At 45.5% G+C, this 26,176-nt stretch carries 26 protein-coding genes; 12 read left to right on the forward strand and 14 right to left on the reverse strand.

The annotated features are described in order from the left end of the window. The first annotated feature begins 87 nt into the window (after positions 1–87). Both fieF and pfkA read left to right on the forward strand, forming a co-directional pair. Positions 88–996 carry a CDF family cation-efflux transporter FieF gene (fieF, locus tag VEA_RS03175; protein ID WP_005397530.1) on the forward strand — a complete coding sequence of 303 codons (909 nt, stop codon included), beginning with the start codon at positions 88–90 and terminating at the stop codon, positions 994–996. A 284-nt stretch (positions 997–1,280) separates the two neighbouring features. Continuing rightward, positions 1,281–2,243: a 6-phosphofructokinase gene (gene pfkA / locus VEA_RS03180; RefSeq protein WP_005397529.1), complete on the forward strand. Its 963-nt coding sequence runs from the start codon at positions 1,281–1,283 to the stop codon at positions 2,241–2,243. Between the two features lie 94 nt (positions 2,244–2,337). On the opposite strand, the gene VEA_RS03185 is transcribed toward pfkA, so the two are convergent. Further along, positions 2,338–3,720, reverse strand: a complete 1,383-nt coding sequence (locus VEA_RS03185) for an MATE family efflux transporter (protein ID WP_006743131.1) — start codon at positions 3,718–3,720, stop codon at positions 2,338–2,340. Positions 3,721–3,960: 240 nt separating this feature from the next. Here VEA_RS03185 and VEA_RS03190 point away from each other — a divergent pair, with 240 nt between their 5' ends. The 3 genes from VEA_RS03190 (at position 3,961) to VEA_RS03200 (ending at position 7,015) form a co-directional block, all read left to right on the forward strand. Then, on the forward strand, positions 3,961–4,251 hold the full coding sequence (locus VEA_RS03190; RefSeq protein WP_005381516.1) for a co-chaperone GroES: 291 nt from the start codon (positions 3,961–3,963) through the stop codon (positions 4,249–4,251). A 77-nt stretch (positions 4,252–4,328) separates the two neighbouring features. Continuing rightward, complete coding sequence (gene groL, locus VEA_RS03195) at positions 4,329–5,975, forward strand: chaperonin GroEL (RefSeq protein ID WP_005381509.1); 1,647 nt, start codon at positions 4,329–4,331, stop codon at positions 5,973–5,975. A 227-nt stretch (positions 5,976–6,202) separates the two neighbouring features. Continuing rightward, positions 6,203–7,015 (forward strand): DUF2971 domain-containing protein, encoded by an 813-nt coding sequence (locus VEA_RS03200; protein WP_012841324.1) that lies wholly within the window; start codon positions 6,203–6,205, stop codon positions 7,013–7,015. Between the two features lie 624 nt (positions 7,016–7,639). On the opposite strand, the gene VEA_RS03205 is transcribed toward VEA_RS03200, so the two are convergent. Both VEA_RS03205 and VEA_RS03210 read right to left on the reverse strand, forming a co-directional pair. Next, complete coding sequence (locus tag VEA_RS03205; RefSeq protein WP_041852882.1) at positions 7,640–8,203, reverse strand: recombinase family protein; 564 nt, start codon at positions 8,201–8,203, stop codon at positions 7,640–7,642. A 146-nt stretch (positions 8,204–8,349) separates the two neighbouring features. Continuing rightward, positions 8,350–9,645, reverse strand: coding sequence for a tyrosine-type recombinase/integrase (locus VEA_RS03210; RefSeq protein ID WP_012841326.1), 1,296 nt, complete (start codon positions 9,643–9,645; stop codon positions 8,350–8,352). Positions 9,646–10,065: 420 nt separating this feature from the next. Between VEA_RS03210 and VEA_RS03215 the strand changes: the two genes are divergently transcribed. Next, the gene (locus tag VEA_RS03215; RefSeq protein WP_005395435.1) at positions 10,066–10,629 is read left to right on the forward strand and encodes a VC2662 family protein; all 564 of its coding nucleotides are present in this window, start codon (positions 10,066–10,068) and stop codon (positions 10,627–10,629) included. Between the two features lie 99 nt (positions 10,630–10,728). On the opposite strand, the gene VEA_RS03220 is transcribed toward VEA_RS03215, so the two are convergent. Both VEA_RS03220 and epmB read right to left on the reverse strand, forming a co-directional pair. After that, complete coding sequence (locus VEA_RS03220; protein WP_005395427.1) at positions 10,729–11,226, reverse strand: MgtC/SapB family protein; 498 nt, start codon at positions 11,224–11,226, stop codon at positions 10,729–10,731. Positions 11,227–11,321: 95 nt separating this feature from the next. Then, entirely contained in the window at positions 11,322–12,344 is a 1,023-nt protein-coding gene (gene epmB, locus VEA_RS03225; protein WP_005381502.1) for an EF-P beta-lysylation protein EpmB, read from the reverse strand. Positions 12,345–12,376: 32 nt separating this feature from the next. On the opposite strand from epmB, the gene efp reads away from it, so the two are divergent. Together efp and VEA_RS03235 are read left to right on the forward strand one after the other, a co-directional pair. Next, positions 12,377–12,943, forward strand: a complete 567-nt coding sequence (efp, locus tag VEA_RS03230) for an elongation factor P (RefSeq protein ID WP_005395425.1) — start codon at positions 12,377–12,379, stop codon at positions 12,941–12,943. 265 nt (positions 12,944–13,208) lie between these two features. Further along, a complete protein-coding gene (locus VEA_RS03235; protein WP_005395423.1) occupies positions 13,209–14,612 on the forward strand; it encodes an SPFH domain-containing protein in 1,404 nt (467 codons plus the stop codon). Positions 14,613–14,679: 67 nt separating this feature from the next. Here VEA_RS03235 and frdD read toward each other — a convergent pair whose 3' ends face one another. Genes frdD through frdA form a run of 4 tightly spaced genes read right to left on the reverse strand, consistent with a single transcriptional unit; the run spans position 14,680 to position 18,011 of the window. Beyond that, positions 14,680–15,057, reverse strand: a complete 378-nt coding sequence (gene frdD, locus VEA_RS03240; protein ID WP_005395421.1) for a fumarate reductase subunit FrdD — start codon at positions 15,055–15,057, stop codon at positions 14,680–14,682. A gap of 10 nt (positions 15,058–15,067) precedes the next feature. Beyond that, complete coding sequence (gene frdC / locus VEA_RS03245; RefSeq protein WP_012841328.1) at positions 15,068–15,451, reverse strand: fumarate reductase subunit FrdC; 384 nt, start codon at positions 15,449–15,451, stop codon at positions 15,068–15,070. 2 nt (positions 15,452–15,453) lie between these two features. After that, positions 15,454–16,212, reverse strand: a complete 759-nt coding sequence (locus VEA_RS03250; RefSeq protein ID WP_005381489.1) for a succinate dehydrogenase/fumarate reductase iron-sulfur subunit — start codon at positions 16,210–16,212, stop codon at positions 15,454–15,456. Beyond that, positions 16,212–18,011 carry a fumarate reductase (quinol) flavoprotein subunit gene (gene frdA, locus VEA_RS03255; RefSeq protein WP_006743126.1) on the reverse strand — a complete coding sequence of 600 codons (1,800 nt, stop codon included), beginning with the start codon at positions 18,009–18,011 and terminating at the stop codon, positions 16,212–16,214. Before frdA ends, VEA_RS03250 begins: the two co-directional genes overlap by 1 nt. 435 nt (positions 18,012–18,446) lie before the next feature. On the opposite strand from frdA, the gene epmA reads away from it, so the two are divergent. The 4 genes from epmA (at position 18,447) to VEA_RS03275 (ending at position 21,560) form a co-directional block, all read left to right on the forward strand. Then, complete coding sequence (gene epmA / locus VEA_RS03260) at positions 18,447–19,418, forward strand: elongation factor P--(R)-beta-lysine ligase (protein ID WP_006743125.1); 972 nt, start codon at positions 18,447–18,449, stop codon at positions 19,416–19,418. A 9-nt stretch (positions 19,419–19,427) separates the two neighbouring features. Further along, positions 19,428–19,802, forward strand: a complete 375-nt coding sequence (locus tag VEA_RS03265; protein ID WP_012841329.1) for a VanZ family protein — start codon at positions 19,428–19,430, stop codon at positions 19,800–19,802. Positions 19,803–19,823: 21 nt separating this feature from the next. After that, positions 19,824–20,459, forward strand: coding sequence for a TetR/AcrR family transcriptional regulator (locus VEA_RS03270; RefSeq protein ID WP_005395413.1), 636 nt, complete (start codon positions 19,824–19,826; stop codon positions 20,457–20,459). Between the two features lie 144 nt (positions 20,460–20,603). Then, a complete protein-coding gene (locus tag VEA_RS03275) occupies positions 20,604–21,560 on the forward strand; it encodes an acetyltransferase (RefSeq protein ID WP_006743124.1) in 957 nt (318 codons plus the stop codon). 73 nt (positions 21,561–21,633) lie between these two features. Here the strand turns inward: VEA_RS03275 and VEA_RS03280 are convergent, their stop codons facing one another. The 5 genes from VEA_RS03280 to VEA_RS03300 form a co-directional block, all read right to left on the reverse strand. Next, a complete protein-coding gene (locus tag VEA_RS03280; RefSeq protein ID WP_006743123.1) occupies positions 21,634–22,779 on the reverse strand; it encodes a murein hydrolase activator EnvC family protein in 1,146 nt (381 codons plus the stop codon). A 26-nt stretch (positions 22,780–22,805) separates the two neighbouring features. Next, positions 22,806–23,627 (reverse strand): serine O-acetyltransferase, encoded by an 822-nt coding sequence (gene cysE / locus VEA_RS03285; RefSeq protein ID WP_005395410.1) that lies wholly within the window; start codon positions 23,625–23,627, stop codon positions 22,806–22,808. Positions 23,628–23,705: 78 nt separating this feature from the next. Continuing rightward, positions 23,706–24,743 carry an NAD(P)H-dependent glycerol-3-phosphate dehydrogenase gene (gpsA, locus tag VEA_RS03290; RefSeq protein WP_006743122.1) on the reverse strand — a complete coding sequence of 346 codons (1,038 nt, stop codon included), beginning with the start codon at positions 24,741–24,743 and terminating at the stop codon, positions 23,706–23,708. 195 nt (positions 24,744–24,938) lie between these two features. After that, positions 24,939–25,403, reverse strand: coding sequence for a protein-export chaperone SecB (gene secB, locus VEA_RS03295; protein ID WP_005395400.1), 465 nt, complete (start codon positions 25,401–25,403; stop codon positions 24,939–24,941). Between the two features lie 247 nt (positions 25,404–25,650). Next, complete coding sequence (locus VEA_RS03300) at positions 25,651–26,085, reverse strand: rhodanese-like domain-containing protein (protein WP_005395399.1); 435 nt, start codon at positions 26,083–26,085, stop codon at positions 25,651–25,653. Between the last annotated feature and the right edge of the window lie 91 nt (positions 26,086–26,176).

A 26,176-nucleotide genomic window follows, 5' to 3' on the forward strand; every position in this document is an offset into this window, starting at 1 on the left:
GGCAGCCATTGGTTGCCTCTTTTTTGATCTGGTTATTTCATGGGCATTCAATATACTCAACGTATGGTTTGAGTTAACTCTTTGATTATGAAACAGCAATATGCACGTTTAGTGACGACCGCAGCTTGGACTGCAACTATTGTGGCGACTCTTCTCTTGATTGTAAAAGTCATCACGTGGTGGGTAACCGGCTCAGTTAGCCTATTGGCATCACTTATCGACTCAATGTTGGATATCGCCGCGTCGGTGGTAAATCTCGTTGTTGTCCGTTATGCCTTACAACCAGCAGACCGCGAACATACGTTTGGGCATGGTAAAGCTGAGTCTTTAGCGGCCTTGGCTCAGGCTATGTTTATTTCGGGGTCGGCGGTATTTTTGATCCTGAACGGGATTGACCGATTTTTCCGTCCGCACGCACTACATGCGCCGGAGCTCGGTGTTTATGTATCGCTGTTTGCGATTGTGGTCACACTTGGCTTGGTGATGTTCCAAAAACATGTGGTACGCGTGACAGGGAGCCAAGCAATCGCGGCGGATTCTCTGCATTATCAGACTGATTTGTATATGAACGCTGCGATCATGGTGGCTCTGGGACTCAGCTACTTTGGCGTGACGCAAGCGGATGCGGTGTTTGCGATTGGCATTGGTGTCTTCATTCTTTACAGCGCCTTCAAAATGGTCAGCGAAGCGATTCAGACGTTATTAGACCGAAAGCTGCCGGATTCCGAATTGGAGCAAATCCGCAATGAATGTTTGAATGTGAAAGGGGTTCTTGGGGTTCATCAACTGCGTACCCGTATGTCAGGGCCGACACGCTTTATTCAGTTGCACTTGGAGCTAGACGATAACTTACGTTTAATCGAAGCGCACTATATTGCCGATAAAGTTGAGGAAAACCTTTTAGCTTTGTTTCCTGATGCGGATGTTTTGATCCATCAAGATCCATTGTCTGTCGTTTTTGGGCCAGAGAAAGAGCAAAAAGCGCAAGATTGGTAGGGCTCGAAAAATCAATAAGTGCCTGACGACAAACAGGCACTTATTGACTATCTTTCCATCAATACTTATTAAGATTCGTGATCCTGATGTGAATCAACAAAGTTTCATAGAGAAACTGTAATACTCTTACATAAGTAGAAAAGTTACATAAAAAAGTGCGTTTTCATTGGTAATCCTGTAGAGGAAATGTAACATAACGCACAGTTCTGGATTATGCAGGTTGCTTGGTAACAAGGGGCCTAAAAGAAAATTAAATAATTGATTGCCAAAGATCGAGGGTGAGCATGATTAAGAAGATCGGTGTTTTAACAAGTGGCGGTGACGCACCTGGTATGAACGCGGCGATACGCGGCGTAGTACGTACAGCACTATCCGAGGGATTGGAAGTATTCGGTGTGTACGACGGCTACCTAGGCCTATACGAAGGCCGCATCGAGAAGCTAGATCGTTCTAGCGTTTCAGATGTGATCAACAAAGGTGGTACGTTCCTAGGTTCTGCACGTTTCCCTGAATTTAAAGAAGTGGAAGTGCGTGAAAAAGCGATTGAGAACCTGAAAAAACATGGTATCGATGCGCTAGTCGTGATCGGTGGTGACGGTTCGTACATGGGTGCGAAGAAACTGACTGAAATGGGTTACCCATGTATCGGTCTACCAGGCACAATCGACAACGATATCGCTGGTACTGACTACACAGTGGGCTACCTAAGTGCACTAAACACAGTTATCGATGCGATCGACCGTCTACGTGATACTTCTTCATCTCACCAACGTATTTCAATTGTAGAAATCATGGGTCGTCACTGTGGTGACCTAACTCTGATGTCTGCAATCGCGGGTGGTTGTGAGTACATCATCACTCCAGAAACTGGCCTAGACAAAGACAAGCTGATCAGCAACATCCAAGACGGCATTGCAAAAGGTAAGAAACACGCAATCATCGCGTTGACTGAGCTAATGATGGATGCCAATGAACTGGCTCGTGACATCGAAGCGGCGACAGGTCGTGAAACTCGTGCAACAGTACTTGGTCACATCCAACGTGGTGGTCGTCCAACGGCATTTGACCGCGTTCTAGCATCTCGTATGGGTAACTACGCTGTTCACCTATTGATCGAAGGTCATGGTGGTCGTTGTGTCGGTATCGTGAAAGAGCAACTTGTTCACCACGACATCATCGACGCGATCGAAAACATGAAGCGTCCAGTACGCAACGATCTATACAAAGTTGCTGAAGAACTGTTCTAAGCAAGTTTGAAATAGATAAAGAAAAACCGCGGCTTTCCGCGGTTTTTTTGTATTTGAGTATCAGCAAAAGGAAGCTGACGCATCGGACAAAATCTTACGAAGCGCTGCTCTGTTCAATGAGCGTCAATTTACGTTCGCGCAGTGCAAACATATAGCCAAGTAGGCCACCTAACGTATTCCCCACTGCGATACCTATAAACAAGCCTTCAATACTGTAAATTTGGCTTCCGATCCATGCCGATGGCAGGGTAAACACAAACAAACGCATAAAGCTCCATTGAAATGCTCGTAATGGTTTGTGCATCGCATTCAAACCACTGATTAACATCATCACAATGCCTTGAAAACCATAACTGAACGGCACCACAAGCAGGTAATGCCACAGCAGATTTTTAACCGCTTCTTCCTGCGAGAACAATGCCGCTAGAGGAATACTCAATGGCACCATCATCAAGAAGATAAACCCTTGGAACACCACCGCAAAACGCATGCTGATAAATAAGCCGGAAAAGGCGCGTTGAGGGTTTTTCGCCCCTAAGTTTTGTGCCATGAATGGCGTGAGTGCTGAGGTCAGAGACATCAAGACTAGGATCAAAATAGACTCAATACGCTGCGCCGCACCGTAAGCCGCAACTGCTGCCGTACCGTGGTTGGATAAAAGCATCATCAAAATTGCGCCCGACAATGGATTCATCGCGTTCGACAGTGCGGCAGGAGTGCCGATTTTTAACGTTTGCTGCCAATCTTGTTTCAGTAAGGACCATTGGGGTTGAGCGAGCAACTTTTCGCGTTTAACTAGCACATAGAATGAGCCACATAGTGCACCTAACCAGCTAAAAGCACTGGCTATTGCCGCACCTTGGATACCAAGCTCGGGGAATGGGCCAAGTCCGAAGATCAGTAGTGGATCGAGTATGCCGTTAATCAAGCCTGCCAACATCATGATTTTGGCGGGTGTTTTTGTATCCCCAGATGCTCGTATCGCACTGTTGCCTGCCATCGGGATCACCAACAATGGAATGGTGAGATACCACACCTGCATGTACTCTTCGATAAGTGGAATTAGGTCGTCGGCTGCGCCAAGAAAGCGGAACAGAGGTGCAATAGTGGCAAAGCCAATCGAAGAGGCGATAGCCACGAGTAACACCGCTAACAACAAACCGTGAGTGGTAAACCGAGCGGCTTGTGGGGCGTGACCTTGTCCAAGTAAGCGACCAATGTTGGTCGAAAGACCCATCCCTATCCCCATCGTGATGCAGTTAACCGCAAAGGTTACAGGGAAGGTGTAGCTGATCGCCGCTAGCGCTTGAGTACCAAGCAACGAGATAAAAAACGTGTCCACCAAGTTAAACATCAAAATCGCGATCATGCCCATGGTCATGGGGACGGTCATTTTCCGCAGCGTTTCAGGAATAGGTGCGGTCAACAAACCATGCTTATCGGTCGCTTGGGGTTCCAGCTTGTTATTTTCCTGCATGTATGACAACTATGTGGTGAGCAAACTGCAAGGATACAAGAAAGCGAGATGCCGGGCGAGTGAGCATTTCGAACGCAAACCGTTGCTTAGTTGTTCGTTATTTTAACTAAGTCACAAAAATTTTGTGCCCCCCCCTTGGGATCGCTGCTTCGACCCCTTATATAGGGATCACGTGTCTGGGGCTAAAGTCCCTAAGGACAATTATCAAATAAACATGGAAATTTTCAGGAGAGACGACCGATGAACATTCGTCCATTACATGACCGAGTTATCGTTGAACGTAAAGAAGTTGAATCTAAGTCTGCTGGTGGCATCGTTCTCACTGGTTCTGCTGCAGAAAAATCAACTCGCGGTGTTGTTCTAGCTGTGGGTAAAGGCCGCATCCTAGAAAACGGCACAGTACTGCCGCTGGACGTTAAAGTTGGTGATACTGTTATCTTCGCTGAAGGTTACGGTACAAAAACTGAAAAAATCGACGGTAAAGAAGTGCTTGTCATGTCTGAAAACGACATCATGGCGATCGTTGAATAATAGCAATCATTGAGTAATTTTTTGCTCAGATTCAATTACGAAATTACACACAAAGAATTTTAGAAAGGAAATCAAAGATGGCTGCTAAAGACGTTAAATTTGGTAATGACGCACGAGTTAAAATGCTAGAGGGTGTAAACGTTCTGGCTGACGCAGTAAAAGTAACACTGGGTCCAAAAGGACGTAATGTCGTTCTAGACAAATCTTTTGGTGCACCGACTATCACGAAAGATGGTGTATCAGTCGCGCGTGAAATTGAACTGGAAGATAAATTCCAGAACATGGGCGCACAAATGGTTAAAGAAGTTGCGTCTAAAGCAAACGACGCGGCAGGTGACGGTACAACAACAGCAACAGTACTAGCACAATCTATCGTAAACGAAGGTCTAAAAGCAGTCGCAGCGGGTATGAACCCAATGGACCTTAAGCGCGGTATCGACAAAGCAGTAGCAGCAGCAGTAGAGCAACTAAAAGAGCTTTCTGTTGAATGTAACGACACGAAAGCGATCGCACAGGTTGGTACTATCTCTGCAAACTCAGACGCAAGCGTAGGTAACATCATTGCTGAAGCAATGGAGCGTGTGGGCCGTGATGGCGTTATCACTGTTGAAGAAGGTCAGGCGCTACAAGATGAGCTAGACGTAGTAGAAGGTATGCAGTTCGACCGCGGTTACCTATCTCCTTACTTCATCAACAACCAAGAGTCAGGCAGTGTTGATCTAGAAAACCCATTCATCCTGCTAGTTGATAAGAAGATCTCAAACATTCGTGAACTTCTTCCAACGCTAGAAGCTGTAGCGAAAGCGTCTCGTCCACTGCTTATCATCGCAGAAGATGTAGAAGGCGAAGCGCTAGCAACATTGGTTGTCAACAACATGCGTGGCATCGTGAAAGTTGCAGCAGTGAAAGCACCTGGCTTCGGTGACCGTCGTAAAGCAATGCTACAAGACATCGCGATCCTAACTGGCGGTACTGTGATTTCTGAAGAAATCGGTCTAGAGCTTGAAAAAGTAGCACTAGAAGATCTAGGTCAAGCGAAGCGTGTTTCTATCACGAAAGAAAACACGACTATCATCGATGGTATCGGTGAAGAAGAGATGATCTCTGGCCGCGTAGCTCAAATTCGTCAACAAATCGAAGACGCAACTTCAGACTACGACAAAGAGAAACTACAAGAGCGCGTAGCGAAACTGGCTGGCGGTGTTGCAGTAATCAAAGTTGGTGCAGCAACTGAAGTTGAAATGAAAGAGAAGAAAGACCGTGTAGAAGATGCGCTAGCCGCAACTCGTGCAGCGGTTGAAGAAGGTGTTGTTGCTGGTGGTGGTGTTGCACTTATCCGCGCGGCATCTAAGATTGCTCACCTAACGGGTGACAACGAAGAGCAAAACGTTGGTATCCGCGTTGCACTACGTGCAATGGAAGCGCCAATCCGTCAAATCACGAAGAACGCAGGTGAGGAAGACTCAGTGGTTGCGAACAACGTGAAAGCGGGTGAAGGCTCTTACGGTTACAACGCGGCAACAGGCGAATACGGCGACATGCTAGAGATGGGTATTCTAGACCCAACGAAAGTAACTCGTTCTGCGCTACAGTTCGCAGCATCGGTTGCGGGTCTGATGATCACGACTGAAGCAATGGTTACTGACCTACCGCAAAAAGACGCACCAGCGATGCCTGACATGGGCGGCATGGGTGGCATGGGCGGTATGGGCGGCATGATGTAAGAATCACCCCATAACATCATCCCTTATATATCAAGGTGTTACGATGATTTGTGATACGTTTTGTAGAACAGAGTGTATCACGGAAAATATCTCAAAAGTATCACGTTGATGAACTAAGGGTGCGTACATAGAAAGGCTATCTGGCTTAACCGCTTGGTAGCCTTTTTGCGTAGTGGCAGAGAAGAGGCTGAGTGTCGTCTAAATAGCACTAGCTTTGAGGGTATAAGTTGATTTTATATAAATATATGTCGTTTAAAGCGGCACGTTCAATTATTGAAAATTCTTCACTAGGTTTCTCGTGTTTAGAAGACCTCAATGACCCATTTGAATGTACATCATTTGGCTTTGAGGATTGCAGCGACTCTGTCATAACCGCAAATACTGCTACAAATGCCTGTAAGAATAGGTTTTCAAGAAATTATGGAGTTCTGTCATTAACGAGGCAACCATTGAATTCACTAATGTGGTCTCATTACGGGGATGAACACCAAGGTGTGGTAATTGGTATTGATGTAGAGCTAGCTGGTCTATCAGACGAGGATGCTTGCATTATTCCCTATCAGTATGGAGAAATAGTTTATTCAGCAACTAAACCTCATAACAGTTTGCCAACCATTGGTACTGAAGAGTTAATGAGTATTGGAAATGGTATTAAATTTAACTCAGATACTTTCAATCTGGTTAAAAGGGCATTTTTATATAAATCAATTGAGTGGAGCTACGAAGAAGAAGTTCGTGTAGTTAAAGGTATATCCACTCTACCATTTGGTTATCATACAGGTGGGGGAAGAAGTAATGCTTGGAATAAAATATCAGTAGCAGGGCGTCCATTATATTGTTTTGATATACCTGAAAATGCCATAAAGGAAATCTACTTGGGTCGTCATATTTATAAAAATGTCTCCAAAAAGGAAGACCTTACTGGTGCTGAGCTTAAAAACATACTTCTATCGTGGGGACGTAAAGACCTCAAACTCTTTAAATGTGAACCTGATATTCATTCATGGAATTTAAAAGCCAAGCCTTTCACTTATCAATAAAGCTAGCACAACTGCTTAAGAGCGTTTTAATAGTATGTCAATTCTATACAGGCGCTTCATGCTAATACACGTAATAAGCTGTTGTGTACGCGCTTAGGCGTAAACTAGACGGACTTTAAGTAGTATTGCTGTGGGTTGGGTGACAATCGGTACTAACCGCTTCAGAGGCGCATACAGAGCGTTTGAGAGATGTGTTGAGGTTTAGTGTTTGCTAATGCCATCAACCACTTGAGGTCTTGATTAGTAGCTTGTGCTTCATACGCTAATTATCACTATGGTCTCCCTTTAGGGAATTTTTACATACATGATATTTTTCCCTAAATTTGTATAGAAAGTGAACTCCCTCCGTATAGGAGGAGAGGGAAAGAAACATGGATGATTCCTAAAGATATCTTAAAGATAACATTGAGGTAGTAACGTTAAGATAACCTTAAGGTTCCCTTAGTGAGTTAACCACTAACTACTAATCACTTAGAATGAACATCTCTTATGTTATTTGTAGTAAAGGGTCTTACTTGTTGTGTTTATTCCTCCAGATATAGGTGGGGGGAGCAACAAGCTTTTAGGTAAACTTTACTATTGCATCGTCTCACTATGTTCACACAAAACGTGTCTTAGAAAACCTTAGTTTTTATCACTAGCTGCTAATGCTCTCTGAACAGTAGACAAAGACACACCAACCTCAGAAGCAATCTTACGTAGTGAGACCCCTTCAGAACGTAGCTCTATGATCCGCTGGTGGTTCGTTTCGTTGCTAGGTCTACCTTTGTACTTACCAGCCGCTTTAGCCTTCTCAATGCCTTCCTGACGCCTCTCTTGAATCATAGCTAACTCAAACTGAGCAACAGCTCCTAGCATATTCAGCATTAACTCAGACATGTGGTCACTGCCACCAGCGTTAAAGCTAAGGTTCTCTTTGTGGAACTTAACGCTCACACCTCGTTCATTCCAACCATTTACTAACTGCTTTAAATCAACCAAGTTACGGGCTAGACGGTCAATGCTGTGCACATGAATGGTGTCTCCATCCCTTACGTATTCCTTTAGTTCCGTTAAGGCTGGTCGTTTAGTTGAGCCACCACTGCACTTGTCAGTAAAAGACTTATCAAATGAGATACCAGTATCATTAAGTTGACGGTCTGTGTTTTGGTCTACAGAAGAGACCCTTAGATAAGCTATGTGTGCCACTGAGTGTACCCGTTTGGTTCTTAGAAGTACTTAAGACTATAGTACCTATAAATACAAATCAACCCTAACGGGTACTGTTAGATCAGTGTTTGACCATAGTCATATGGGTATACCTAATGGGTACATTTAGACGCTGATAAAGCTAGCTAATTTAGCCAGTCTCTCTTAATTACTTCCTCTGCTTTATCTATGTATTCTTTGAGCGTTTTTAACTCATCTCCTTTAGCGTAGTAGCCATAAGTCATGGTCTTACCGCCCTCATGACCCACAATGAAAGCGGAATGGTGCTCCTGTATTCCAGCCCTAAGCATTGCTGTTGATACGTGAACACGAAGGCTATGAAAGCATTGGGATGGGTCTTTGCTTACATTAGCTACCTTAAAACGAGAGAAGTCACGACTAGCCTTATCTCCGTTTAATCCAAGTAACTTAGTTTCAGGTGTTTTCCCTTTTATCAGCTGTAATACTTCTGATGCTATTGAATCTGTTAACGGCACTGTCCGTTGTGCTGCTGAGGTTTTACCAACTCTAATTTTTATAGCTGTAATCCCTGAGTCAGTGTAGACATCTTTAACCTTAACGTTACATAGCTCTCCAATCCTGCTTCCAGTGAAGAGTCCGAGACGGAAGAGTAGCCCCATGTTTGAACCTTTAGATGTTTGCTCGTCAGCCCATTTAGCTAATATTTGGAGTTGTTCTCTGCTAAATAATTGCTTAGGTTTTTTTTCTTTTCGTTTATCAAGATGAGCTAGTGAATGCTCTGCAAAGGGGTTGTCTTTGTTTTTGATGCGGCCCATATCCCAAGCATGTTTATAGACGGTCTTTAGTCGACTTAAGTGAGCTCTTATTGTAGATACAGAGCACTCGTCTGCTAGGTCGTGAATGAAGTTAACAACGGCAGCCCTTTCAATACTGAGTAGTGGTAAGTCAAATACGCCGCAGTGCTTGAGAAAGCGTTCAGTTGTAGATTTAACTTTGGATATGGTGTCTTTATTTCGGTTTCTATTTAGCTCTAACCACTCTGTCATAGACTCCCTTAGTGTACAGGTATATCTGAGGGGAGTTTCACCAGAATAAACAGCCTTCAAGGCGTCACGTTGTATTTCTGGATAAAGGTCAGTGTTTGTTACGTCTTCTAAATCAATATTATAGTGCTGTCCGTAAGGCTCATAGCCGTGTACTTCTTTAGCTGTTTTGAGGGTTCGATAAAAGCTGATGAAATTAGCTCGTCCACCGTCAATGGCTTGTTCTTCCAGTAAGCTCATTTCTGCAAGAAGAGCATTTCTGCGCAATCGTGCTGTCTTAATGCAGGAGGTCTTCAAAGATTTGGTTAAGACTTCTTTGCCTTCATAAAGGTGCTGTAGCTGTTTAGGGATACGCTTAGAGAAAAGCCATACATCACGGTTATTACGTTTCTTTAAATACTTATTATCTTGCGCCATTGTATACTCCAAAGAGGAGACTAATGTAGAGACAAATGTTACCACAAGTCATTGTTTATAGGTACTTTAAGCTCTCGTCGATTAAATGGCGCGGCATGATGTAAGCCAGCTTATCTCTTTGCTCTAAGGGAATCCTTATAGCGGAAAGATAACCGACCAAACCTTTAAAAGTCGAGGCATTTGCCTCGACTTTTTTATGCGCGTTATCCGAGAAATATAGCATTCTGATGTGGCTTCGATTGTGAGAGGCGAGTTCAAGAAATGTCAGTGGAAAAACATGAAAATAGAAGCGATAAAATTTTTTCTTTTGAGTCAGATGGTTAAATCTGACCTACCGCTAACACTTTTTGAACGTGGATAGCGCAAAATCTGAACATTACACTATGTTGTAAATTGTTGCTTCCCATCATGGAGATGAAAATGAAAAAGCTTATGACGTCATTGGCGGTTGCAGCCGCTATCGCATCACCAGTTGCTCTTGCTGACAGTACACCTGTGATGTTCTCTACTATCGACAACACAAACGCACCTTCTAACTCGTCAGTTGGTGGTGTTCGTTTAGCTGTGTTGCATGGACAGGTGAATGAGGTTAAAGGTGTCGACTTTTCACTGCTTGGTATGTCAGAAACGGATCGTACGACAGGTGTGAACTTCGGTTTGTTTTTTGGTGCAGCAAAGGTAAACCAAGAAATGAAAGGTGCGTCTTTAGGCTTAGTTAACTGGAACCAAGGTCAGACGACGGGTGTTAACTTGGGTGCTGTCAACATTACGAACAATGTAAAAGGCTTGAACTGGAGCGCGGTAAACTATTCTGAAGGCTACACCATGGCGGATGTGGGCTTAGCGAGTATCTCTAAAAAGTCTAACTTCCAGTTTGGCTTCTTCAACATGACCGATCAAATTGATGGCGTACAAATTGGTCTTTTGAACTGTGCGGATAACGGTTTCTTCAAGTGTTTCCCACTCATCAACTTCGCTAAATAATCCCTGAGCAAGTCAGAATCTTTAGATACCGAAAGCCCTCGATATTCGTCGAGGGCTTTTTAATTACTGATGGGGTGAAGCGAGTTATCGGCGCGTTAACTATTTAATTAAGCGGGATGAGGTTTTGCGTTGTTGAATTCTTTGGTGAACCCCTCGGCGCAATGCTTTGATGTGGTTTTCTGCTTTATCCACGCCCAGCAACACCGTTAAAGCCAGTAGGGTAATGACCACCGACTGCGTTAAATAACCCAAACCGATCATCAACCCTAATCCTGCCAGTACCCAAATAACCGCTGCGGATGTTACGCCGTGGATTTTTCCATCGAGTGTCATCATCACCCCTGCACCCAAGAAGCCGACGCCAGTAATAATCTGACCAAGCACGCGTGCTTGATCGAGTGTATTTGGCGATAACGATACTGCCATCGACATAAACAGGTAAGTGCCTGAAATAATAAGAATTGCCGTGCGAATGCCAACAGGTTTACCACGAGTTTGGCGTTCGATACCGATCATTAGCCCATTAATGGCACAGCATAGTAGGGCAGGCCAGCTGAATGGGCCAAGATCGAAAATTTGTTCGAGTGCTGTATGCATCTTGACCTCCAAAAGAGCGGAGTATGCATAGACTTACCGTGCAAAGCGAACAAAAAGGAACGGTCGTGACGACAAATTTAATTGAGCGTCAGGACCTATTCTAAATGCAAATCCAATGGCGTTTTACTTGGCCTGCCACCAATTTCTCGTGTCAGTTTTGGTACCAGGTAACCCGATACACGCGTGATGAGTCCGCGCATAATGGCTTTTGCTTCTTCGTCCGAAATAAAGTAGTGCGCCGCGCCTTGCACCTTATCAAGAACGTGGAGGTAATAAGGCAAGATACCCGCGTCAAATAAGGCTTCACTTAACGCCACTTGAGCTTCTACCGAATCATTCACGCCTTTCAGCAGAACGCCTTGGTTTAGAAGCGTAACGCCTGCTCTTTTGAGCTTGAACATCTGTTCAGCAAATTCGTCATTGATTTCGTTGGCATGGTTGATGTGAGTCACGAGGATGATTTGTAACCTTGATGCTTGCAGCAGTTGGCATAGTTCATCAGTGACGCGAGCGGGAATCACCACAGGTAAACGGCTATGAATACGCAGACGTTTGATGTGAGGTATGTGAGCAATATGCTCTAAAAGCCAATGAATTTCATCGTCTTTTGCCATTAATGGATCACCACCTGAGAAGATGACTTCGTTCAACTCTGGTTGCTGCGCCATGTACTCTAAGCACTTTGTCCATGCCTGCTTGCCGCTTTTATTTTCTTGATAAGGGAAGTGACGACGAAAACAGTAACGGCAATTTACCGCGCAGCCACCTTTGACGATCATTAAGGCGCGGTTGCGATACTTGTGTAGCAGACCAGGGACTTCATTATCCTGCTCTTCTAACGGATCGTTGGAATAGCCCGGATGTACTTCAAATTCGTCACTTAATGGTAAAACCTGACGTAAAAGAGGGTCTTTAGGGTTGCCTTTCTCCATCCTATCGACAAAACTTTGCGGTACACGCTGTGCAAACAGCTTGCGCGCGGCAAACCCGTCTTGCCACGGTGAAGGATCTATTTCCAGTATTTCGAGCAATTTTGCAGGATCAGAGATCCCATTCGCCAACTGTTTGAGCCAGTTTTGCTCAACAGATTCGACTTTTCGGGTTATTATGTGCGGCATTGAATTTAGCTCTAAGAATGTAAGAGGAAAAAATGGCTACAGTTAGCACCAATGAATTTAAAGGCGGTCTTAAGTTAATGCTTGATAACGAGCCTTGTGTAATTCTGGAAAACGAATACGTTAAACCAGGTAAAGGCCAAGCGTTCAACCGCGTTAAAATTCGTAAACTTCTTTCTGGTAAAGTGCTAGAGAAAACATTCAAGTCTGGTGACACTTGTGAAGTGGCAGACGTAATGGATATCGACCTAGATTATCTATATTCAGACGGCGAATTCTACCACTTTATGAACAGTGAAACGTTTGAACAGATCGCAGCAGACGCAAAAGCGGTAGGTGACAACGCTAAGTGGTTGGTAGAAAACAACACTTGTATGATCACACTTTGGAACGGTAACCCAATTACTGTTACTCCACCAAACTTCGTTGAGCTAGAAGTGGTAGACACAGATCCAGGCCTGAAAGGTGATACTCAAGGTACTGGCGGTAAACCAGCTACGCTATCAACTGGCGCTGTTGTTCGTGTTCCTCTGTTCATCTCAATTGGTGAAGTGATTCGCGTTGATACTCGTACGGCTGAATACGTAGGCCGTGTCAAGTAAGCACTTTAGATTGATTGTTTGAAAGGTCGCTTCGGTGGCCTTTTTTATTGCCTGTAATTCTCTCTTGAATGTCCCTGCATAGAAAATCGATATCCTCCGCAAATTTTCGATGATTTTGTATTATTCGTAAAAATCTTATTTATTTCATGAATCTGTCGATTATTCCTTAATGTAACATTTTGATACATTAGTTCTTGTTGTTGAGTTGCATAGCAATCTGATTTTTATCGATTAAACTCAGTAACAATCCAAAAAGGAGAACAAAATGGAAAGCAGAGGCTTAGGAAGGGGTTTAAAGGTGGAAGAAAGACGTCAGTTACTACACAAAGGATTGAAAGCTGCGGTGTTTGGCGTACCGCTGTTGGCAATAGGCTTAACGATTAATAGCTCTGTGCTGATGACCGATGCAGGTTACAGCTACGTGCATCAGAACAATATCACTGGTGAGTTGGATGTGTTTACTGAACCTGGCATTCATTTTCGCATGCCATTTCTGTCCAAAATCACCAAGTATGACCAAGTGATCACTGTGTCATTCGGTAACAGCAAGGGCGAAGATTTTTATCAACGTCTTGATGCGATTCAGGTTCGGTTTGCCGACACCTACATTGGTCAGATCCCCGTAACATTCCGCTTTAAGCTCAGTAATGACCCTGAAGCGGTTAAGAAGATGCACAAAGAGTTCCGTAACAACAGTAACTTGATTGATGCGCTGCTTGTAAAGAACGCACGTAACGTGACGGTGATTACTGCTACCCAATACACGGGTGAAGAGTTTTTCCAAGGTGGTTTGAACCAGTTCAAATCGAAACTTGGCGATCAGTTGCGAGAGGGGATTTATCTAACAGAGCGACGTCAGGTTGAAGTGGAAGAGTTGGATCTTGCGCCTGTTGGGGCGAATCAGGCCAATGCGAACCAACTACAGCGCACCAATCAACTGGTTTGGAAAACGGTGCCAGTTGTAGATAAAACCGGGCAACCAATTCGTCAAGACAACCCGTTACAACAATACGGCATTCAAGTGACGCAGGTGACCATTGGTGATCCACAGCCAGAAAAGCAATTGGATCAGCTATTGGCGGATAAAAAGCGTTTAGTGGCGGATCGTATTCGCGCGATTCAGGAGCAAGAAACGTCGAAAGCACAAGCAGAGACCGAGCAGTTACGCAAAGAGATTCAACGAACACGTGAAGTGCAAGACGCTCAGCGTGGTAAAGAACTCGCAATTATTGCTCAGCAAAAAGAAGTGGAAGTTGCACGTCAGATTGCAGAGCGTGAAATCGTTGAAGTGGAAAAAACCAAACGACTTGCTGAAGTCGAGAAGGAGAAAGAGTTAGCTATCGCAGAGGCTAACTTAGCGATTCAAAAGGCGAACGCACTTTCTGCTGAGTTTGAAGCGAAAGCGATATTAGCGAAAGGTCGTGCAGAATCTGAGGTCCTAAAAGCGAAGTACTCGGCGTTAGGGGCAAACCGTGAAGTTTATTTGGCAGAGTTGAATCGAGACGTAGCGAACTCGTTGTACAACAACTTGCAAAACTTCCAAGTTCAGATGCCACAAAACTACATTGGTGGTAGCGAAGAAACGGGCTTGAAAACAAACCTAGATGTGATTACTGGCTTTGGTGCCCTGGGTCTTATGGACCAAACGAAGAAGGTCATACAGCAATAAGATCATGGGTAACCCAAAGCAATAAAAAAGCTGGCATAGAGCCAGCTTTTTCTTTTTAGTCAGTATCTTAAATCATGAAGATAAAGATAACGGCTAGTGCAGTAATGAGGCCTGCAAATGCATAGCATGCAATTTTACCTATCACACCAGTGTGGAATTTAAGGTCGTGCATGCCGTGGTGTACACGGTGCATCGCATGCCACATTGGTAGAGCTAGGGTGCCAATGATGAATAGCGCACCGATGATACTGGTTGCGAATTCGGAGACACGCTCGTAGCTCATCGCTTCTGCATCAATCACGCCTAGTGGGACCAAGATGCCCAGCACCAATACCGTGATTGGCGTGATCATCGCGAACCAAGTACCGCCAGCACCAAATAGACCCCACCAGATTGGCTCATCAGAACGTTTTGGTGATGTGTTTACACTATAATTCGGTTTCATGCTCAGCTCCTTACACCACGATGAGAACGATCAGTGAGATGAACGCAACCGCGGCCCACTGAGTCAATACGATGATTTTCTTGTCCACCAGTTTGCCTTTCAAACGAATTGGCATTACTTGCGGCATCATGCTGAAGAAAGTTTGAGCGTGGAATAGGCTACCTAGTAGTGCAACGATGTTGATTGCGACTACGATTGGGTTTGCCATAAAATCCAACCAACCTTGCCATGCTTCAGGGCCTTTCACCAAGCAACCTAAACCGAAAGTTAGGAACAGAGTGAATAGGACCAAAGGCAGCACAGTCGCTTCACGTAGCATGTAGAAGCGGTAGAAAGGATGGTTCTTCCACCAAGTGCGTTTTACTTCACGAACGTAAGGTTTACGATTGCTCATCCTTATGCCTCCACTTTCTTTGGTGAACCATCAGGTTTCAACATAGCAATCACGAAGTCCATAGAAGACTCCACTTTGCCTTGGTTTACTGCCGCTGCAGGGTCAACGTTCTTCGGACAAACTTCAGAACAGTAACCAACAAACGTACAACCCCAAGCACCGTTTTCACCGTTGATAAGCTTCATGCGCTCATCTTTACCGTTGTCACGGCTGTCTAGGTTGTAGCGGTGCGCTAGCGTTAGTGCCGCAGGACCGATGAACTCAGGGTTTAGACCAAACTGAGGACACGCCGCGTAGCACAGACCGCAGTTGATACAACCAGCGAACTGCTTGTATTTCGCCATTTGCTCTGGCGTTTGCAAGTTCGTACCGTCCTCTGGTTTACGGTCGTTACCAATGATGTACGGTTTGATTGCTTCAAGACGTTCGATGAACGGTGTCATATCAACAATCAAGTCTTTCTCGATTGGGAAGTTCGCTAGAGGCTCGATAGTCACACCGTCTGGGTAATCACGTAGGAAGCTCTTACAAGCAAGCTTCGGTACGTTGTTCACCATGATGCCGCAAGAACCACAGATCGCCATACGGCAAGACCAACGGTAAGATAGATCTTTGTCTAGGTGATCTTTAATGTAGCCCAGTGCGTCAAGCACAGACATGGTTTCATCGAATGGCACTTCGAATGTTTGCTTGTATGGTTCTGCATCTTTTTCTGGGTCATAACGCAGAATGTCTACTTTTTGAATGCGATTTGCTGACATTATGCTTGCTCCTCTGCGTTCTTCTCTTCAGCTGCGGCTTTTTCTGCTGCTTCACCGTATAGACGAGCTTTTGGTTGTGACTTAGTGATAGTCACATTGCTGTAATCGATACTTGGCGCTGAATCTGGTTTGTAGAAAGCAAGTGAGTGTTTTAGGAAGTTCACGTCATCACGTTCTGTACAACCGTCGTCCAGACGTTGGTGCGCGCCGCGAGACTCTTTACGTAGAATCGCAGAGTGAACCATCGCTTCTGCGACTTCTAGGCCGTAACCTACTTCAATTGCGTACAGAAGATCAGTGTTAAACACTTTGCCTTTGTCTTTAATGCTGATGCGTTTGTAGCGTTCTTTTAGTTCGGTGATCTTGTTAATGGTTTCTTGCATCAAATCTTCTTGACGGTAGATACCACAACCCGCTTCCATGGTATGACCCATTTCCGTGCGGATGTTTGCCCAGTTCTCATCACCTTCTTGGTTCATCAGTTTGGCGATGCGCTCTTCAACTGCTTTCACTTGAGCATCGATTGCAGACTCGTTCCAACCTTTGAATTCTTCAGCGCGTTTCACTGCGTTTTCACCCGCTACGCGACCAAATACCACAAACTCAGCCAATGAGTTAGAACCTAGACGGTTTGCACCGTGAAGACCAACAGACGCACATTCACCAACCGCGAATAGACCTTTAATGCGAGTTTCACAGCCGCCGTTTGTCTCGATACCACCCATGGTGTAGTGAACCGTTGGACGAATTGGAATTGGCTCTTTTGCAGGGTCTACGTTCACGTAAGCTTTTGCTAGCTCACAGATGAATGGTAGACGCTCTTGTAGGTACTCCTCACCAAGGTGGCGAAGATCAAGGTGTACCACATCACCAAGAGGGTGCTTGATGGTGTTGCCTTTCTGTTGTTCGTGCCAGAAAGCTTGAGAAACTTTGTCACGAGGACCCAGTTCCATGTATTTGTTCTTCGGTTGGCCAACTGGAGTTTCAGGGCCCATGCCGTAATCTTGTAGGTAACGGTAGCCGTTCTTGTTAATGATGATACCGCCTTCACCACGACAACCTTCCGTCATCAGGATACCTGTGCCTGGAAGACCGGTTGGGTGGTATTGAACGAATTCCATATCACGTAGAGGAACGCCGTGACGGTAAGCCATTGCCATACCATCGCCCGTTACGATACCGCCATTGGTGTTACAGTGGTAAACGCGGCCCGCGCCACCTGTTGCTAGAACAACAGATTTTGCTTTGATAGTGACAAGCTCGCCTTCAGACATGTGAATAGCAATCAGACCTTGAACTTCGCCTTCATCAACAAGCAGATCCACCACAAAGTACTCATCAAAACGTTTGATGTTGCTGTACTTCATTGATGTCTGGAATAGCGTATGAAGCATGTGGAAGCCAGTTTTGTCTGCAGCGAACCAAGTACGTTCAACCTTCATACCACCAAAGCGGCGTACGTTGACTTCACCGTTCTCTTTACGACTCCATGGGCAACCCCATTGCTCCATTTGGATCATTTCGCGAGTCGCGTTCTCTACAAAGTATTCAACAACGTCCTGTTCACATAGCCAGTCACCACCGCCAACAGTGTCGTTGAAGTGGTTGTCTAAGCTATCTTCATCCTTGATAACTGCTGCTGAGCCACCCTCTGCAGCGACCGTGTGGGAGCGCATTGGATAAACTTTAGAAATCAGAGCGACTTCTAAGTCTGGGTTTGCTTCAGCCGCTGCAATAGCAGTACGAAGACCAGCGCCGCCTGCGCCGATGACTGCGATATCTGTGGTGATAATTTGCACAGTTATCCTCCAGTGTGTGATTGCGGAAATCCGCTTGTTATTGTCATTACGAGGCGCTCTTTAAAAAGAACTCCCCAAAAGTAGTAGGGTTAGTGTAGATGAGCCACATGGCAGAAAAATTGATGTAATTGGGTTTTTGCTTCGGTAATGCACTTAAGGGCATAGAATTTATAGGTTATGTGACTGCTATCACGGCATCGAGGTTTTGGCCCTCAAGCATTAACATTAGGGATGTTAAACCTGTGTTGCGTGACATTAACCGCATGGATAATAGGATTTTAACTGAGTGTTTTTTGTGCTGCGGCACGAGTAATACTTGCCTCAAATAGGCGAGCACGTTAGTAAAAAGAAGAAGGGATATTCCTCTCTTCTTGAAGAGTAAAAAGCATGTAGAATGAGACTTTCCTCGCTGAATTAAAGTTTGAGAGACTTGTTATGCAAACCAACTGGCAACCTACTGCTTCCATTGACCAACTTCGTCAACGTGCGACGTTAATCGCGTCGATTCGCCAATTCTTCGCTGATCGACAGGTGATGGAAGTCGACACGCCAGCCATGAGTCACGCAACCGTGACCGACATTCATTTGCATACTTTCCAAACCGAGTTTGTTGGCCCGGGTTACGCCGATGGTAGCAAGCTGTTCTTTATGACCAGCCCTGAATTCCACATGAAGCGCCTGCTGGCGGCTGGCAGCGGTTGTATTTATCAAATCAACAAAGCATTTCGTAACGAAGAAAATGGTCGTTACCACAATCCAGAATTCACGATGTTGGAGTGGTATCGCGTTGGCTTTGACCATCATAAATTGATGGATGAAATGGATGATCTGTTGCAACTGGTATTGAAGTGTGGCGCAGCGCAGCGCATGACGTATCAACAAGCCTTCATTGATGTGTTGGGTGTGTGCCCACTAGAAGGCTCGATGACGGAGCTGAAAGCGGCGGCAAGCAAGCTGGGTTTGAGTGACATTGCAGAGCCTGAAGAAGATCGCGATACGTTACTGCAATTGCTATTTAGCGTGGGAGTCGAACACAAAATTGGTCAGGATGTGCCTGCTTTTGTGTACGACTTCCCGGCATCACAGGCGGCGCTTGCGAAAATCAATCCTCAAGACCATCGTGTTGCGGATCGCTTTGAGGTGTATTTTAAGGGAGTTGAGCTGGCAAATGGGTTCCATGAGCTCGATAACCCGAAAGAGCAACTGGCGCGTTTTGAGCAAGATAACGCGAAGCGTCTCGACATGGGTTTAAAACCGCAGCCAATCGACTATCATTTGATCTCCGCATTGGAGGCAGGGTTGCCAGATTGTGCGGGTGTTGCGTTAGGCATCGATCGTTTGATCATGCTAGCGCTCGGCTGTGACCACATTGATCAAGTGACGGCTTTTCCATTCCCAATCGCATAAGGATATTCAATGAACTTGGCTGCTGCACGTTTGGTCATTCTCAGCTACGCAATACTGATCGCTTACTTATCGTTGAGCTCGGGCGAGTTGCAAGACTGGGGCAACATTGCGTATCTTGATAAAATGCAGCACGCCATGGCGTACAGCGGATTTGCGTTTTTAGGTTGCTTTTGCGTGTGGCGTTGGCGTCAGCGTTGGGCGGTGGCGATTAGTATCTTATTATTTAGTGCTGTCATCGAATGGCTACAAGGGTATGTCGGAAGACAAACCTCTTGGTTAGACCTTGTCGCCAACTCAACGGGTATTCTAACTGGTCTGTTATGTTACCGTATTTGGAGCCTCTATCGACCTAGGTTGGTGAAGTCGCTATACTCGATTCGTTAATGAAGAGGGAACACGATAACAATGAAAACGCGCGACAAAATCGTCTACGCGGCACTGGAGTTGTTCAACCAACATGGTGAACGCAACATCACCACCAATCACATTGCCGATCACATCGAAATTAGCCCAGGTAATCTGTATTACCACTTCCGTAATAAGCAAGAAATCGTTCGTGAGATCTTTGCGCTTTATTCAGCAGAACTTTTAGAAAGATTTACCCCTATTCAAGGCTCACAAGAAAGCCTGACTATGCTGAAGAGCTATCTAGATTCCATCTTTACGCTAATGTGGAAATACCGCTTTTTCTACGCGAATCTACCTGAGATCTTGTCACGAGATGAGCAGTTACATGAGCAGTACATCGATGTGCAAGAAAAGCTGCAAGCGAACCTCATTGCGATCATGCAAGAGTTTGTATCGCTGAAGCTGCTTAATGTTGATCAACAGCAGTTGAAGTCACTGGTGTGTACGTTGCATTTGATTGCGTGTAGCTGGTTGGCGTATCAATCTGCAATGGCTTCGAAAACCAGCATCACTGAGCAAATGGTGAAGCAAGGGATGTTGCAGATGCTTAATGTCGTTAAGCCATTAGCAACTGAGCAGGGGTTAGAGCAGCTACTGTTATTGGAAGATGCGGTCAGCAATCTACACAGTTAAACGTCAAACTGCTTAATATTTCGAGAGTCACTCTCATTTTCGAGTCGTGGCTCGAGTTGACTTGTCAAATATGCCACGCACAATAGTCCTCATACCGTTCAGCCCTCTCTGGGATATGACTCTCGATAAAGGAACTATCGCTCCATGAATTACGACATTTTTAATGGCGATGCTGATGGCATCATTGCGCTTCTACAATTACGCTTGGCTGATCCTATCGAGGCTCAGTTAATTACTGGTGTAAAGCGCGACATCAAGCTGGTGGAAAAAGTAGACGTGCAAGCGGGTGATGAGCTAACGGTGTTAGACATTTCGATGGAAAAGAACATGGTAGGCCTAGAGCAAGCATTGGCTCAAGGCGCGCACGTGTTTTACGCCGATCACCATAAGGCGGGTGATATTCCTCAGCATGGCAACTTGGATGCGCACATCGATCTCGATGCCAACACGTGTACGGCTTTAATTGTCGATCAATTGCTAAATGGACGTTTTCACACATGGGCGATTACGGCGGCTTATGGCGATAACATGATCGCGAAAGCAGATGAATTGGCTGACAAGGTCGGCTTGTCACACGATCAGAAAGCGCAGCTTAAAGAGCTTGGCACTTTGATTAATTACAACGGTTACGGTTCGAAAGTGGATGACTTACATTTCCATCCAGCGGATTTATACCAAGCTTTGCTGAAGTACGCGTCGCCATTTGACGCTATTGAAGATAAAACTTCGCCTTACTACCAACTGCAGTCTGCTTACCAACAAGATATGGATGCCGCTCTGGCAGTGCCTGCCACGCATGAGAGCGGTAAGCTAAAGCTGTTCGAGCTACCAAACACGGCCGCATCACGTCGAATCAGCGGTGTGTATGGCAACTGGCTGGCAAATCAAAACCCAGATTCTGCTCATGCAGTACTCACCGAAAATGCAGATGGCACTTACACGGTCTCTCTACGTGCCCCGTTGAACAACAAACAAGGCGCCGTTGCCGTGTGTGGACAGTTTCCAACTGGTGGCGGCCGAGAAGCGGCGGCAGGCATCAACACATTAAGCAAAGATGATGTAAGTGCTTTTATTGATGCGGTAGAAACGTACTACGCATAGCATTTGCCAAAATATGAATACAAAAAAGGAGCCGAGTGGCTCCTTTTTTATTATAAGTCGATGAGTCAGATAATCAGCGCTTCAACCAAGATTTCGGGTTTTGCGCTTCACTGTTGCGGCGAATTTCGAAGTAGAGTGATGCGCGATCTTGCCCGCCAGTATCACCCGCAAGAGCGATCACTTCGCCAGCGGTCACGCGATCGCCTTCTTTTTTCGTCAACGCTTGGTTGTAGCCGTAGAGCGTCATGTCACCTTTGCCGTGGTCAAGCAATACCACTAAGCCATAACCGCGTAAATACTCCGCAAATACGACAGTACCAGGATAAACGGCTTTCACTTGTTGACCATAATTGGCCGCAAGCACCATGCCCTTCCAGTTTACTTGCCCGGTTTGGCGAGTACCGAAGTTGTGTAATACACGACCTTTGAGTGGCCATGGCAGTTTACCGCGCTGTTTGCCCAGTCCGTCCATTGGCACGGCATTACGCTTAGCCGCTTTGGCGATCTCGGCTTTTAGGCGTGTTTCGTTGCGCTGCAGTTCAGCAAGGTAGCGTTTATTGTTCTTGATACTGCTCTGAATTTTATTCAAGGTTTGCTTACGTTTGGATTGTGTACTTGCCAGCGCCGTACGTTTCTCAGATTGCTGTTTGAGTAACGTCTCGATTTGCTCTTTTTCTAGCTCAAGCTGGTTTTTGTTGTGTGCCAATTCTTGAGTGGTTTTGGTGATTGCATCAATCACTTCAGCACGCGCTTTGGCTAAGTGCTGGAAGTATTGACTCATGCGGTCTTCTTCCACACCTTGATTCAACAAGTGACCATTGGCTTTCGCTCGTTCGGTCACGTAATACGTTTGCAGCAACTGTTTGAGCTCTTCCTCTTGCTCTTGGCGCTGCGCTTCTTGCAAGGCAATTTTCTCTTCTAGCTTGTCTATGTTTTTGTCTGCTTGTGCCAGCTCAGATTTGGTTTGTCTTATTTCGCGCTCAAGTTTAGAAATGCCAAGTTCTTGCTCCTTGAGCGATTTTTGTAGCTCATTGAGTTGCTTTTCTTGGGACGAGAGAGATTTGCGTTGACGGCTTATCTCACTTGATACGCCTTTGAGCTCTTGTTGACTAGCGGCAGAAGAGGTGAGGGGATATGTGGCAGATAAAGCACAAGTTAATAAAATAGCCGAGCGTAGAACAGGGTGATTTTGTTTTCGCACTTGAGAGTTACCTACCACGTTGTTGTCAAAAGGTTTGTTGACGATTAAATACCATCTCCATGGATAAAGCTTTGTGATTTACCATTAAAGCCTTGATCCATATCGAGAGAAGGTTTGTCCGTTTTTGGACGACCGACGATTTTCGCAGGAACCCCCGCCACGGTTGTGTGTGGTGGCACTGCTTGCAATACCACAGAGCAAGAGCCGATTTTCGCGCCTTCGCCCACTTCGATATTGCCAAGAATTTTTGCACCTGCACCAATCATCACACCTTCACGGATTTTCGGGTGACGATCGCCGCACTCTTTACCCGTACCGCCTAAGGTAACGTCTTGTAGAATTGAGACGTCATTATCGATAACCGCAGTTTCACCGATGACGATCCCCGTTGCGTGGTCGAGCATGATGCCGCTACCAATGCGTGCTGCCGGGTGAATGTCTACCTGACACGCAACCGAAATTTGGTTTTGTAGGTAGGTTGCCAGTGCATGGCGCCCTTGTTTCCATAGCCAGTTTGCCACGCGGTAGCCTTGCAGAGCGTGGTAGCCCTTTAAGTACAGCAGCGGCATAGAGTACATCGAAACTGCTGGGTCGCGATTAACCGTGGCACAAATGTCACAAGCGGCACAATCGGTAATGGTTGGGTCGGCAGAGAACGCTTCTTCTACCACTTCACGTACTGCCATTGCTGGCATCGATGCCGTGTTTAACTTGTTTGCCAAAATGTAGCTGAGCGCGGCACAGAAACTTTCATGCTTGATGATGGTGGCATGGTAAAAGCTGGCCAGCATTGGCTCTTGCTCTGACATTTCGCGGGCTTCTGAGACAATTCTGTTCCAGACTTTTTGTTTTTCGCAGTGTTTCATTCTCAATATCCTGAGTGGTTCTTCCGTGACCCGACAACTTCTATTCTTCTCAGATGAGGTGCGAAGGGGCGTAGAGTGCTACTTTCCTTCGGCTTTTTTGTCACGAGCAAGTAAATCTTGCGCTGCCAGGCGTGCATCCTTCCCTTGATACAATACTTGATAAATTTGATCAACAATTGGCATCTCAACACCCATGCGTTGAGAGAGCATCCATACTTCTTTCGTGTTGCGGTAGCCTTCTACGACTTGGCCAATTTCTTCTTGTGCCGTGTCGACGTCTTTACCTTGACCTAGCGCTAAACCAAAGCGGCGGTTGCGTGATTGATTGTCGGTACACGTTAGGACAAGGTCGCCCAAACCAGCCATACCCATGAAGGTTTCTGGTTTTGCACCAAGCGCAGCACCAAGACGACTCATTTCGGCCAAACCACGAGTAATCAATGCAGTACGCGCATTGGCTCCAAAACCGATGCCGTCAGACATACCCGCACCAATTGCGATAACGTTTTTCACCGCACCGCCCAATTGCATGCCGATAAAGTCACTATTGGCGTACACGCGGAAGGTTTTGCTGCAGTGGATTTTTTCTTGTAGGTCAGCGACAAATTCAGCATCTGGAGAAGCAACTGAAATTGCAGTAGGCATGCCCATCGCGAGCTCTTTGGCGAACGTTGGGCCAGACAATACAGCCAGTGAGTAGTTTTCACCGATAATGTCATAAGCGACGTCTTTCAGCAGACGACCCGTTTCTGGCTCAAGACCTTTGGTTGCCCAGCAGATACGAGAGTCTTCACGTAAGAAAGGCTTACAGCTGTTCAGTACGATGCCAAAAACATGGCTTGGAACCACAACCAATAAATCTCGGCTTGCTTGTACGGCTTTTTCTAAATCCGATTCAATGATCAAGCTTTCAGGGAAATCAACACCAGGTAAGAAAGCGTGGTTCGCGCGATCCGCTTCTAAACGTGCCATGTGCTCAGGCTCGTGTCCCCAAAGGACTACGTTCGCGCCGTTACGAGCGAGTGAGATCGCCAGAGAGGTACCGTATGAACCTGCGCCAATCACCGTCATTGCGATGTCTTTACCGTAAGCATTGTTTGTATTTGCTTGTGTCATGCTACCGCCTAATTGTCTTTCTACTAGTAGAATCTAGTTCCTAATCGTCAAATTTTACGCCTTCTGGCGATTAGGAACTAGGAACTTTTGTCAGAAATAAAAAATGCACATTGCATCGGATGGTAGACGCTCTGTGCATTTTATTAGAGTCGGTGACGTCAGCACTCAGGCTATTCGTCACTTACAAAACGTGAATTACGCTTCAGCTTCGCCTTGTTGAGCTTGCTGTTGTAGGTAGTTCATGAATAGCGCGTCGAAGTTAACTGGCGCTAGGTTCAGTTGAGGGAACGTACCTTTAACTACTAGGCTTGAGATAGTTTCACGAGCGTATGGGAATAGGATGTTCGGGCAGAATGCGCCTAGGCAATGTGCAAGTTGGCCTGCTTCCATTTGCTCAGCAGTGAAGATACCACCTTGTTGAACTTCACATAGGAACGCTGTTTCTTCTTCGTTCTTCACAGTTACAGTTAGACGTAGAACCACTTCGTAAACGCCTTCACCAAGCTCACGGCTTTGAGTGTCTAGGTCTAGTTTAACGTCTGGGTTCCATTCTTTTTGGAAGATTACTGGAGAGTTTGGCGCTTCGAAAGAAACGTCTTTTAGGAAGATGCGTTGAATTGCGAAGTTTTGTTGTGCTTCTTGAGGTGCTGCTTCAGCCATTTTTTAATCCTTAAATAAATATTTGTAGAGCCTAGAAACGTCTAAACTCAGAAAACTGGTATGTCCCGAGACTAACCGAGCCAATCTACCTTGACTAGATGAAGCGTGTATTACGTGCAAAGCGTCACAACTTAATGCTTCAACTGCTTTCAATTTGCTCAGTTTATTATCCACGAAGCTTGGCAAAAACACGCTTGAATGCGTACCTTGTCTTTTGCCTCTGCCACGTTATCGAAGCTGCCGGGTATTACTTTTTACCACGTACTAAAGGCAGGTTCGCTTCGTTCCATGCAATCAAGCCGTTCTTCAGTAGGCTTACTTTTTCAAAGCCTGCTTTTACTAATAGGTTCGCGCTTTCTTGAGCGTTTTGCCCTGTCTTGCATACCACAATGATTGGGTCTGATTTGTGGTTTTCAAGGCTACCAAAGTTACCTGCTTTGATATCTGACGGTAAAATGTGAAGTGAGTCGGTGATATGACCTTTTTTGAACTCGTCCTTTGTGCGGATATCCACTACAACGCCGTTTTCACGGTTCATAAGATGAGTCAGTTGGTTTACGTTGATTTCTTTGTATGCGGCCGTCGCTGACTTCACGATGTTCATGATAAAGGCGACAAGAAGACCTACCCAAACCAAAGATAGAATCATGTTCTGTTGGAAAAATTCAATGTACTCTTGCATGTCTTGAGCTCTTACGCTGTTGGCGGAAAAATAAAGCAGGAGTATAGCGGGGTTAAGCCTCTTAGGCGAGAGGGTTAAAATTTTCTAACGA

Origin of the sequence: Vibrio antiquarius (genome assembly GCF_000024825.1) — a bacterium.
In the GTDB taxonomy this organism is placed as follows: domain Bacteria; phylum Pseudomonadota; class Gammaproteobacteria; order Enterobacterales; family Vibrionaceae; genus Vibrio; species Vibrio diabolicus.